The 11,225-nt window shown below is 73.1% G+C and carries 9 protein-coding genes; 1 reads left to right on the top strand and 8 read right to left on the bottom strand.

The window, feature by feature from the left end:
- The first annotated feature begins 53 nt into the window (after positions 1 to 53).
- Positions 54 to 416: a hydroxyphenylacetyl-CoA thioesterase PaaI gene (gene paaI / locus ACZ4N4_RS40390; RefSeq protein WP_467598655.1), complete on the top strand. Its 363-nt coding sequence runs from the start codon at positions 54 to 56 to the stop codon at positions 414 to 416.
- A gap of 5 nt (positions 417 to 421) precedes the next feature.
- On the opposite strand, the gene ACZ4N4_RS40385 is transcribed toward paaI, so the two are convergent.
- From ACZ4N4_RS40385 to ACZ4N4_RS40350, 8 genes are all read right to left on the bottom strand, one after another.
- Positions 422 to 1,027, bottom strand: a complete 606-nt coding sequence (locus ACZ4N4_RS40385; RefSeq protein WP_453564728.1) for a TIGR03086 family metal-binding protein — start codon at positions 1,025 to 1,027, stop codon at positions 422 to 424.
- A gap of 2 nt (positions 1,028 to 1,029) precedes the next feature.
- Positions 1,030 to 2,430, bottom strand: coding sequence for a KamA family radical SAM protein (locus ACZ4N4_RS40380; RefSeq protein WP_453564730.1), 1,401 nt, complete (start codon positions 2,428 to 2,430; stop codon positions 1,030 to 1,032).
- Between the two features lies 1 nt (position 2,431).
- Complete coding sequence (locus tag ACZ4N4_RS40375; protein WP_453564732.1) at positions 2,432 to 3,865, bottom strand: lyase family protein; 1,434 nt, start codon at positions 3,863 to 3,865, stop codon at positions 2,432 to 2,434.
- Between the two features lie 2 nt (positions 3,866 to 3,867).
- Complete coding sequence (locus ACZ4N4_RS40370) at positions 3,868 to 5,850, bottom strand: FAD/NAD(P)-binding protein (protein ID WP_467598466.1); 1,983 nt, start codon at positions 5,848 to 5,850, stop codon at positions 3,868 to 3,870.
- A gap of 60 nt (positions 5,851 to 5,910) precedes the next feature.
- Positions 5,911 to 7,641, bottom strand: a complete 1,731-nt coding sequence (locus tag ACZ4N4_RS40365; protein WP_467598464.1) for a class I adenylate-forming enzyme family protein — start codon at positions 7,639 to 7,641, stop codon at positions 5,911 to 5,913.
- Positions 7,638 to 8,990 carry a flavin monoamine oxidase family protein gene (locus ACZ4N4_RS40360; RefSeq protein ID WP_467598461.1) on the bottom strand — a complete coding sequence of 451 codons (1,353 nt, stop codon included), beginning with the start codon at positions 8,988 to 8,990 and terminating at the stop codon, positions 7,638 to 7,640. The genes ACZ4N4_RS40365 and ACZ4N4_RS40360 overlap by 4 nt, the downstream gene beginning before the upstream one ends.
- Positions 8,987 to 9,208, bottom strand: a complete 222-nt coding sequence (locus ACZ4N4_RS40355; RefSeq protein WP_453564740.1) for an acyl carrier protein — start codon at positions 9,206 to 9,208, stop codon at positions 8,987 to 8,989. Before ACZ4N4_RS40355 ends, ACZ4N4_RS40360 begins: the two co-directional genes overlap by 4 nt.
- Positions 9,209 to 9,539: 331 nt before the next feature.
- Entirely contained in the window at positions 9,540 to 11,045 is a 1,506-nt protein-coding gene (locus ACZ4N4_RS40350; protein WP_467598458.1) for an amino acid adenylation domain-containing protein, read from the bottom strand.
- Between the last annotated feature and the right edge of the window lie 180 nt (positions 11,046 to 11,225).

Below are 11,225 nucleotides of genomic sequence, written 5' to 3'. Positions count from 1 at the left end.
TCGCCGCGCGGCAGCGGGCCGAGGAGCTGTACGCCACGGACCGGACGTGTCAGATGCTGGGCATCGCCCTGCAGGACGCCGGTCCGGGCCGGGCGACCGTGCGCATGCGGGTCACCGAGACCATGGTCAACGGCCACGGAACGGCCCATGGGGGCTTTCTGTTCCTGCTGGCCGACGCGGCCTTCGCCTTCGCCTGCAACACCCACGGCCCGGCGACCGTGGCGCAGGGCGCCCAGGTCACCTTCCTGCGCCCGGCCGAACCCGGCGACGAGCTGACCGCCGAGGCGGTCGAGCGGAGCAGGTTCGGCCGCGGCGGTGTGTACGACGTCACCGTGCGCCGCCCGGACGGCACGGTCATGGCGGAGTTCCGGGGCCAGAGCCACATGCTGGGCCGACCGGTCCGGCAGCCGGACTGAGCACGTCACTTCGGCGACCACGCCGGGTCACGGCCGAGGACCGCGAGCAGGCGGTCCTCGGCGCTCTCCCGCCCGGTCAGGGTGAGCGGCGGCCGGAACGCCGCGCCCGGGCGCTCCCGTCCGGGTCCGTCGGGCACCTCCGTGCGGGCCACCTCGGCCGCGGCGTCGAGGAGGTCGGCGTCGTACGCCGCCGGGATCCCCAGGGACGCGGCCACGTCCCAGCCGTGCACCACGTAGTCCAGGAAGTGGAAGCTGATGGCGCGGGCGGCGGGGAAGCGCACCTTCGGGTGGATCTCCGGCAGCCAGAACTCACGCGCCGGCACGCCGTCGGCGGCGAACGCGTCGAGGACCGTCACGACGGCGTCGGCGTAGGCCCGCCCCGGGTCCGGCAGCGGCTTCTCCTCCCACACCGACGCGTCGGAGGTCTCGCCCCCGGCGGCCGCGGCGAACCCCAGGTGCTGCGCCGTCATATGGGCCAGCAGCCGGCGCAGCGTCCAGCCCGCGCAGGGCGTCGGGACGTCCCACTGGTCGCTCCGGACCTCCGCGACGATCTCCGCGCTGCGCACCACCGCACGACGGTCGAGGTCGCGGATGTTCTCCTGGATGGTCATCGTCAGCCTTCTTTCCTGTGTCCGTTCTCGCGCCACCAGAGCCGCCCCGGCTCGTTCAGAGTGAAGATCGGGTCGTAGAACGGGTAGCGGCGCGTGAGCGCGTCCGGGTCGTCGAGTTCGATCCCGGTGCGGTAGTTCTTGGTCCAGTGGGAGATACCCAGCTCCCGGTCGTAGTCGGCGAGTTGGTTCACCCAGCGCTTGCCGACGTACGGCACGTCGCAGACGATCCGCGGAGTGGCGTAGCCCGGCAGGTAGCCCATGATCCGGTGCTGCAGTTCCTGGGCCTCCCAGACCGCGACCCGCCAGTGCTCGGCGTTGGGGATCATGTCGCACATGTAGAAGTAGTAGGGGAGGATGTTCGCCTCGCCCTGCAGGGCCATGCTCAGATCGAGCAGCGCCTTGGGCGTGGTGTTGACGCCGCGCATCAGCACGCCCTGGTTGCGGATGTCCCGGACACCGACGTCCAGGGCCGTCCGGGCCGCCTCGGCCACCAGCGGGGTGACCGACTGGACATGGTTGACGTGGGTGTGCACGGCGAGGTTGACCGACCGTCGGGCGGCCGTACGGGCCACCCGCTCCAGGCCCTCGACCACCTGCCGCTGCAGCCAGTGCTGGGGCAGTCCGGCCAGGGCCTTCGTGGCCAGCCGGATGTCCCGCACGCTCTCCAGGTCCAGCAGGCGCATCAGGAACGACTCCAGGCGCGGCCAGGGGACGTTGGCCACGTCCCCGCCCGAGACGACGACGTCGCGGACCCCCGGCGTGCGCTTGAGGTAGTCGACGATCTGGTCCTGGCGGTCGGCCGGTGTCAGGGTGAGCTTGAGTTTGTCCACCTGCGGGGTGGAACCGCCCACCAGGTCCATGCGGGTGCAGTGGCCGCAGTACTGGGGGCAGGTGGAGACCAGTTCGGCGAGGACCTTGGTCGGATAGCGGTGCGTCAGGCCCTCCACCACCCACATCTCGGTCTCGTGCAGCGAGTCCCGCTCGGCGTAGGGATGACTGGGCCACTCGGGGTCGCGGTCGCTCGCCACCGGCAGCATGTAGCGGCGGACCGGGTCGGCGAGGAAGGTCTCGGTGAACACCACCGGTTCGGCCGGCGCGTGCGGCGCCATGGTGTTGAGCATGTGCGGTGTCAGCAGCATGGACATCGTGGCGAAGCGCCGACGGTCCTCCTCCAGGTCCTCGTAGAACCGGTCCTGGAGCAACGGGCCCATCACGGCGCGCAGTTGCCGGGGGTTCTTCACACAGTGGGCACGCTGCCACTGGGCGTCGCGCCACTGCTCAGGGGTGATGTCGCGCCAGCCCGGCAGACGCCGCCAGTCGGGCTCGACAAGGATGGTGCGCTCGTATTCGTACGGCTGCTGGGCCTCCAGTACGCCCGGCGCCGTGTCCCTCAGGGCTTCCATCTCAATCCTCAGCGTTCGACGTGGGCCGGTTGCGGTGGCGGTGGAGCACGCGCTCCACCACCTCCTCGGCCGCCCCTAGGTAGTTGGCGGGGTCGAGCAAATGGGCGAGCTTGGTGCCGTCGGGGAGTTCGGCAGCCAGGTGGGGTGCCGCCGCCAGGACCTCCGCGAACGGGCGGCCGGTGGTGACGGCCTCGCGCGCGACGTCGGCCAGCAGCCGTTTCGCGGCCGCCTTGCCGAGCAGCGGCGCCAGCACCGCGTTCAGGCGCTCCGAGACGACGGCGCCGCCGGTCAGGTCCAGATTGCGGAGCATGCGGGCGGGGAAGACCGCGAGCCCCTCGGCGAGTCGGGCCGCGGTACGGGCGGCGCCCGTGGCCAGCCGCAGCGCCTCGCGCAGCGGCTGCCACTCCGACTGCCAGCCGCCCGGGGAGCGTTCGTCCTCGGCGAGCAGACTCTGCCCGAGGACCAGGGCGTGGGCGGGGGCCTGCCGGGCCGCGGACACGATCATCGTGGCGAGCACGGGGTTGCGCTTCTGCGGCATCGCGGAGGACGCGCCGCTGCCCTCGGCCCCCGGTTCCGCCACTTCGTCCACCTCGGTACGGGTCATCCCCAGGACGTCGGTCGCGAACTTGCCGAGGCCGCCGGTGACGGCGACCACGGCCCAGCCGAGGTCGGCGAGCGGAGTGCGCACGGTGTGCCAGGGCGCCTCGGGTGCCCGCAGGTCCAGCTCCGCGGCGAACTCGGTGGTCAGCGCGGCCGCGTGACCCGTCGGGTCGACGCCGGCCAGGCGCGCGTACTCGCAGTACGCGGAGAGGGTCCCGGCGGCGCCGCCGAGTTGGGCGGGCAGGGCCGCACGCACCTGGCGGACCCGGTCGCTGGCGTCCAGTACCAGGGTGAGCCAGCCGGCCGCCTTGAGCCCGAAGGTGACCGGGACCGCGTGCTGGGTGAGCGTGCGGCCGGCCATGGGCGTCGTGGCGTGGGCGGCGGCCAGTCGCGCCAGCGCGTCGGCCGTCCGGCCCAGGTCGGCGTCGATCCGGGTCAGGGCCCGGGCCGCGAGCAGCATGGCGGCGGAGTCCAGGACGTCCTGGCTGGTGCCGCCGCGGTGCACGAACTCGGCGGCCGCCGGGTCCGGTCCTGCGACGGCGTCCGTGAGGGTACGCACGAGTTCGACGACCGGGTTGGCCGAGCCCCGGGCACGGCGGGCGAGCCGGGCGACGTCGACGGGCCGGGACCGCACGGCGGTCTCGATCGGGGCGAGGGCCCACTCGGGCACCACCCCGAGCCGCGCCTGGGCCCGTGCGAGCGCCACCTCCACGTCGAGCATGGCCGCCACCCACGCCTCGTCGGACAGCTCCTCCCCGCCGCCGGCCCACACCGGGGACAGCACACCGGCGTCGCGGCTGAGGGCGTCTTCGCCGGGCAGGTACTCCGGGTCCATCGTCAGTCTCCTTCCACGGTGGCGACGGGCCGGGCGAGGCGGGTCCCCGCGCCCGCCGCCAGGCAGGCCCGGGCGATGGCGTCCGCGTCGCCGAGGATGACCGAGTCCGAGCCCGGCCTGATGCCCGCCGCGGTGGCCCAGTGCACCGACTCGGTCGGGATTCCGAAGGCGAAGCGGCGCGGGTGCACGGCCCCGGATGCCGCCACCAGCCGGTACGGCTTCTGGGTGACTGTCAGCCCGCCCGTGCGGTGGCGGCGCCGCGCGGGGCCGGCGATCGCGTAGGGGCGCGCGGCCCCCTGCTCCACGAGGTCCCGCAGCAGCGGATCCCGGGTGGTGCGCACGTCGAACTGCGGCAGGCGTGCCTCGACGAGCGTCGACACCTCGCGCTCGGAGCCGGGGACCCGGGGGGAGCTCACGACGAAGGCCTTGCCCTCGGGCGACGGGCTCACCGTCATGCCGGGGCCGACCACGTGCAGGACGCCGGCCTCGATGAGCGCGGCCATCTCCTCGATGCGCCCGAGCGGCGGACCGATGGAGACGTAGGCGTTGAGCGGCGTGTACCAGGACTCCAGCTCGTCGCGGTAGGACGCGCCGGTGATGCCGGAGTGGTCGACGACGAGCCGCACCTCGTTGCGCAGGTCGCGCATCACGTCCAGGGCGGCCTTGAGGGGCCCCCGGAGGTTGCCGCGGTGCGCCTCCCGGACGTCCTGGCGCAGATGGCCGAGCAGCCAGTCGTGGAAGTCCGCCGGGTCGGTGAACTCCCGGTCTCCGTACGGACGCGAGATGCGGTCCCAGTGCCAGCGCAGGGCGTCGGCCACACCGAAGCGCCGGAGCAGCGGCCCCTCGCCCTGCGGGCCGGCCGCGCCGCCGCCGGCGTCCGGGCCGACGGCCGCGCGGTACTCGCCGAGGAAGACGTCCGCGTCGTACCGGCCGCGCTCCTGTGCTATCAGCGCGTGGTAGTAGACGGCCCGGACCTCCAGGTCGACCAGCGGCCACACATCCCGGCCGAACTCGACCGGCTCGCCCGCATCGCGCCGCGCCCGCAGCCGCCTGATGACGTGCTCCGTCAGGAACAGCGGGTGGTGCCGCCCGGTGGCTCCCTTCTGGTTCTCGCCACGGGCGTGGTACGGCACTCCCCGCCGGGAGCCGGCGATCAGCACGGGTTCGTCGCCGGACGGCTGGTAGCGCAGCGTCCCGTGCTCGCGGGCGAAGGAGCCGCCGCGTCCGGTGGTGAGCAGGGCCATGTGGTCGAAGAAGTTCAGCCCCATACCCCGTAGGGCGACCCGTTCCCCCGGGGCTATCCGCTCCAGTGCGGCCTCGGCCGGGTTGCCGGGCGGGATGTATCCGAGGCCGTGCTCCGCGGCGAAGGCGTCCAGTTCCCGCTCCTGCCCGGTCAGCGGCATGTCGACGTGGCCCAGGGCCAGGACGACGGCGTCCAGGCCGGTCAGCCGGGTGCCGTTGTCCAGCGCGACGGTCTGCGTTCCGCCGGGTTCGTCGCGGACCGCGACGGCCTGCGCGCCGTGCGGTTCGATCGCTATGTGTTCGGGGACGGTGCGCACCAGCCGGTCGAACACCCAGCCGAGATAGCGCCCGTACAGGGCCCGGGACGGGTACGAGTCCGGGCCGAGCCGTCCGGCCTCCTCGTACACGTGCGGCGGGTAGGGAACGAACGGCTCCAGCCGCTCGAGCAGTTTCGCCCACTCGTACAGGCTCGGGCCCCGCGAGATGGGACCCTCGCAGGTCACGCTCTCGTCGGTGAACATCGTCACCTGTGAGGCGACCGTGTTCATCAGCAGCATCGGGGGCTGGTTCACCCGCCAGACACGACTGCCCAGACGCAGGTACGGATCGACGAGGTGCAGCACCGCCCGCTGTCCGGTGACCGTCGCGTTGGCGCAGACGCGCTCCACGACGGACAGACCTCGCGGCCCGGCACCGATCACACACAGGGTTGTGCCGTCGCTCTCCAGCATGCGGGAGTTCATCCTTCGCTCGATGTGACGACTTCGGACAGATCGGGACCGGGCCTGCGACGGTCCGGGACCTCAGCCCTCGCCAAAGGCGCGGCCGGGGTCGGTGAGGAGGGTCGCCCAGCGGGTCCGCAGCTCACGCTTGAGGGACTTGCCGGTGACCCCGGTGGGGTAGTCGGCGAGGTCGCGCGCGACGATCACCGCGGCGAGCTGCGTCAGCCCGGCCGCGCCGAGTGCCTTGCCGGTCCGCTCGCGCAGTTCGCCGGCGGAGGGCTCCGCCACCCCGGGCTGGAGGCGTACCACGGCGATCGGCAGGTGTCCCCGGCCGTCCGCCGCCGGCACTCCGACGACGGCGCAGTCCAGGACCACGTCGGCGCAGTCGGCGAGCAGCACCTCCTCGATGGGGAGGCTGTACACGGGGCCGTCCTCGGTGTCGATGACGTCCACGGTCCGGTCGAGGTGGTAGAAGTTGCCGTCCTCGTCCTTGCGGGCGACGTCGCCGGTCAGCCAGTACCCGTCGAGCTCGAAGCTGCGGGTCAGGGCGGGGTCGTTCCAGTAACCGGGGGTGCGCGAGGGCGTCTTGACGGCCAGCAGACCGACCGTGCCGACGGGCACCTCCGCGCCCTCGGCGTCCAGGACCGCGGCCGCGGTGACGACCTCGGTGGGCTTGCCGACGCAGCGGTCGTTGCGCGCCGACTCCGGCGTGGTGACCTGCCCGAAGAGGGCCATGCCCATCTCGGACGAGCCGAGTCCGTCGATGAACTGCGAGCCGGGCAGGGGCTCTTCGCTGCTGTGGTCGCGGGGCAGCAGCCACGGCTTGATCAGGCCCGCGGGGCGCTCGCCGAGCTGCACCAGCCGCCTGATGTGCCCGTAGTGCGCGCCGTCGCCGGTGTTGAACCAGCTGTGCACCTTGGCGGCGCCCCTAACCGGCAGCTCGCCCGTCGCCAGCTCGACGAAGGTGCGCGGGAAGGAGGCGACCATGGTCGGCAGGAAGGCCTCCATGACCGGTTCCACAACCACCCTGCGCCAGTCGCCCATGACGACGGTGGGCAGCCCGAGGAGGGTGGCGGTCAGGAAGTAGCTGAGCCCGCCCGCGTGGGTGTGCGGCATGAGGGACATCAGCCGGTCCTCGGGCTGGGCCGGGAACCGCTCCATGCGCGGCTGCTTGCCCTCCCAGAACTGCCGGTGGGCGAGCATCGTCGACTTCGGTGTGCCGGTCGTGCCGGACGAGTGGATGAGCGCGACCACCTCGTCGGCGTCGTGCTGGTACGGGTACGCGTCCGGCAGCGCGCCGTGCTCCGGGTCGTACGCGCGGATCTCGGCGTTCGGCACGATGAACCGCGGCCGGCGCCGGTTGCCGTCGGCGCGGTACGCCGCGACCAGCCGGGTCGGGTCGTCGGCCACCAGGCCGACCGCGCCGACGTGGTCGATGTAGCGGACGGCGGTGCGCTCCGGCATGGCGTTGTTGATCATTGCCGGGATCGCGCCGAGGGCGGTCAGCGCCAGGTAGTGGAGCAGCGGTTCGAGGCCCTCGGCGACGAACACCGCCACGGGCTCGCCCGGCTTGACGCCGTTGGCCCAGTACCAGCGGGCGTACCGGTCACGCAGGGCAGCGAGGTCGGTGAGGCTGTGGCCGCGCAGGACGACCTGGCCCCGGTGGTCCGTGGAGTGGCTGTACGCGTACGGGACGGTGTTGTGGGGGTTGGCCTCCAGCGCCTTCTGGAGGAAGTTGCCGGCGCCCAGGGTGGGGTCGGTCATGAACTGCTGCCGTACGGACAGCGGCGCGACGGGGCTGAGGTCGGTCACAGTGCGCTCCCTGCGGTGAGGTGGTCGGCGGCGGCCTCGGCGGCGGCCCGGTGGCCGGAGCGGATGGCGCCCTCCATCAGCCCGAAGAACTCGGTGCTGGTCTCCGTGCCGGCCCAGTGGACGCGGCCGTGCGGGCGGGTCAGCCGGGGCCCCTGGGCGATCCAGTCGCCGGGACCGAACAGGGCCGCGTAGCAGCCGCGGCTGTAGGGCTCGTCCAGCCAGTTGGTGACGTGGAAGCCGATGGGCTCGGGCAGCCCGGGGAAGAGGCGGGCCGCCTGGGCGACGGCGGCGGCACGCTGCTCGGCCGGCGGCAGCGCCGCGTACCGCTTGGCCTCCTCGCCGGTGACGAAGCCGGTGAGGACGCCCACACCGCCGGGGGCGGAGTCGTCGACGGTGGACAGCAGCGGTCCGTCCGAACTGACCGACCACCCGGACAGACCCATGTCCCGCCACAGCGGCGAGGGGTGGACGAGGTGGACCTTCACCGCGCAGCCGGGTGCCGTGCGGTCGCTGGAACGCGGCGCGGGCAGGCCCGGACGGAAGTCGATCCGGTCGGCGAGGACCGGCGGTACGGCGATGATCACGGCGTCGCCGCGGTACTCGCCCTCCGCGGTCCCCACCGTGACGCCGTCGTCGTCCTGCTCCACGGCCAGCACCGGTTCGGCGAGCCGGACGCGGTCACCGAGCCGGGCGGCCAGTGCCTCGCACAGCCGGTGGGCGCCGCCGTCGATCCGGGACTCCTGGGCGCCGCCGGCGAAGGCGTTGAGATAACGCAGACCGCCTCCGGAGCGCAGGTAGAACGCCATGTGCAGAACGGAGACGTCCGCGGGGGCGGCCGCCATCATCTCGCCGAGGAACAGCGGGAAGAACAGCCGGGCATCGGGGTGGCGGAGGTTCTCCTCGGCCCACTCGGCGGCCGTGATCGCGTCCAGTCGCTCCGCGTCCGGGGTCAGCCAGGGCGCGTCGACGCGTATCGTGCGCGTCACCTCGTCCAGCAGGTCGAACAGCTCGCCCAGCGCGACCCCGCTCAGCGGCGGGAAGCGGCCGGGCACGCTCTGCGCGTCCGGAGTGCCGGCGTCCGGGGTCAGGGCGAACCGGCTGGCGCCGTCCATGGTGGTCGGCACGGCCTTCAGGTCCGTCTCGGCCATCAGCGCCAGCAGTTCGGTGTGGCGCTCGCCCAGGTAGGCGGCGCCCGCGTCGGCCCAGCTGCCCTCCGCCACCTCGATGCCGTGCATCCGGCCGCCGACGCGGTCGCGCGCCTCCAGCACCTGGACTTCCTCGCCCTGTGCGGCGAGGTCGTTCGCGGCGGTGAGGCCCGCCAGGCCCGCGCCGACGACGAGGACCCTCATCGGGCCGCGCCCGCGATCTTCTTGGCCAGCGCGCCCGGGGTGGGTGCGTCGAGGAGGTCCTCGAACGACAGCTCCACGCCGTGCGTCCGGGCGACGGCGCTCAGGACGCGCGTCCCGAGCAGGGAGTCCCCGCCCAGCAGGAAGAAGTCGGAGTCCGCGGAGATGCTGTCCGTCTCCAGCACGCGTTGGAAGATCCCGACTATGTCGTCAGAGCTCATCGACTGTCCTCTTCTGTATGCCGTTGGTGCGTGGGGGCAGTTGGCGCATCGGTGCCTTGGTGCATGGGGCCGTGGGTGCATGGGCCGTGGGTGCATCGATGCCGTTGCTGCTTGGGGCCGTTGGTGCGTGAGGCCGGTGCTGCATGAGGCCGTTGGATCGGGCCGGTGCTGCATGAGGCCGTTCGTGCAGCGGTGCCGTTGGGGGCGTGGGCGGGCCCGGTGCCGTGCTGCCGGGCGTGGTCCGGGACGGGGCGCGTGGCCCTCGTCGGCGCCCTGCTTCGTGCGTGGGCACCGCCGGCCGCCGTTGCCGCCGGCCGGTGCGGTATGTCGCTCAGCCCCGGGAGCGCGGCGGCGCGGCCGCGGGAGCGTGGCGGTGGTGGGTCGCGGCGCGGTCGACCTTGCCGCTGGCGGTGTAGAGGAGCTCGGGAACGACGGTGACCCGGTGCGGTATGAGGTGGTCCGGCACGGTCTCGCGCAGATACGCCAGGACGTCACGGACCAGGGTGTCGGCCGCGTCGTCGTACTCGGCCACGAGATAGGCGGCCATGATGGTCCGGCCCGCGCTGTGCGCACCCACGACGGCGGCGGTGCCGACCGACGGGTAGGCGGTCAGGTGCGCCTCGACCTCCGCGGGGTCCACGCGGATTCCGCGCACCTTGATCTCCGCGTCGAGCCGCCCCTCGTGGACGAGGAGGCCGTCGGGCCGCCGGCCGACCCGGTCGCCCGTGCGGAACCAGCGCTCGGGTTCGTCCGGGCCCCCGCGGGTGACGAAGCGCTCGGCGGTGACCTCCGGCAGGTTGCGGTAGCCGAGGGCCAACGCGGGTCCGGAGATCCGGAGTTCGCCGTCGTCGCCGATGTCGTCGCGCACATGCGGCAGCGGGGCGCCGATGGGCACCCGGCCGCCCTCTCCCCACCAGGCGCCGTCGCCCGGGGCCTGCGGGCCGTGCAGGTCGGCGGCATGGGTGATCAGGGTGGTCTCGGTGCAGCCGTAGGTGTTGATCAGCCGGATGTGTTCGGTGCCGAGGGCGCGCCAGTCCGCGAGGCGGGCCGGACTGACGGCCTCGCCGCCGATGACGACGGTCCGCACGGAGTCGGGCAGTGCCGCCCCGTCCTCCGCGAGGTACCGGACGAGTTCGTGCCAGAACGCGGTGGGCAGGTCGAGCATGGTGATGCGCTCGGCGGCCACGGCCTTGAGCAGCCGGGGCAGCGAGCCGGTGTAGGCCTCGTCGTGGAAGACCAGGGTCGCGCCGCTGGTGAGGGTGGGGAGGATCTCCTCGAAGCAGGTGTCCCAGTTGAGGGACGCGAACTGCAGGACACGGTCGGTGGGCGCGAGGCCGAAGAGGCCGCGCAGTGAGCCGACCGAGGCGTCGATGGCGCGCCGCGGGGTGAGGACCGGCTTGGGCGCGCCGGTGGAGCCGGAGGTGAAGAGGATGTACGCCGGCCGTTCGGGGTCGGCCGGGCCCGGGTCGGCGGCCGGACCGTCGTCGGCCCGCGGGCCCGGATCGGCGGCCAGGACGCGCAGGACGCCCTGCGTGCCCTCGGGCACCGAGGCCCCGGGCCGCGCCGCTATCACGGTCGTGCAGCCGGCGGCCTCCATCAGGGCCCGCCGACGGGCGGCGGGGAAGGCCGGATCGACGGGGCAGTAGGTGCCGCCGGCGGCGAGCACGCCCAGCATGGCGATGACGGTGGCCGGCGACCGGTCGGTCAGGACGCCGACGACCCCGGGCGACGGGCCGAGCCGCGCCGCCGTCGCACGGACGTGGAGCAGCAGCTGCGCGTAGCTCAGTTCGTGCCCGTTGTGGGAGATCGCCGGCTCGTCGGGACGTTGATGGGACATCCTTGTCAGGATGCCGATTAAGTCCGTCATCGGATTCGCTTTCATTAGGCATCATGACGGCTATTCTGGAGGGCCGAGAATTCGTGAATTCAATTCTCGTCTCAGCCGGGTTCGACGTCGACGCTAACACCGCCGCACCCCTCGGAGTCAACCGAAATAATGGTGTGAGCCAGCTCACAC

The organism is Streptomyces sp. NPDC026538, from assembly GCF_055567535.1.
This window is presented reverse-complemented; position numbering and strand designations above follow the sequence as displayed.

Excerpts from the sequence above, each read along its gene's own strand:
- paaI (WP_467598655.1), top strand. The coding sequence starts at position 54 with ATGCTGGGCATCGCCCTGCAGGACGCCGGTCCGGGCCGGGCGACCGTG.
- ACZ4N4_RS40385 (WP_453564728.1), bottom strand. The coding sequence starts at position 1,027 with ATGACCATCCAGGAGAACATCCGCGACCTCGACCGTCGTGCGGTGGTG.
- ACZ4N4_RS40380 (WP_453564730.1), bottom strand. The coding sequence starts at position 2,430 with ATGGAAGCCCTGAGGGACACGGCGCCGGGCGTACTGGAGGCCCAGCAG.
- ACZ4N4_RS40375 (WP_453564732.1), bottom strand. The coding sequence starts at position 3,865 with ATGGACCCGGAGTACCTGCCCGGCGAAGACGCCCTCAGCCGCGACGCC.
- ACZ4N4_RS40370 (WP_467598466.1), bottom strand. The coding sequence starts at position 5,850 with ATGAACTCCCGCATGCTGGAGAGCGACGGCACAACCCTGTGTGTGATC.
- ACZ4N4_RS40360 (WP_467598461.1), bottom strand. The coding sequence starts at position 8,990 with ATGAGGGTCCTCGTCGTCGGCGCGGGCCTGGCGGGCCTCACCGCCGCG.
- ACZ4N4_RS40355 (WP_453564740.1), bottom strand. The coding sequence starts at position 9,208 with ATGAGCTCTGACGACATAGTCGGGATCTTCCAACGCGTGCTGGAGACG.
- ACZ4N4_RS40350 (WP_467598458.1), bottom strand. The coding sequence starts at position 11,045 with ATGTCCCATCAACGTCCCGACGAGCCGGCGATCTCCCACAACGGGCAC.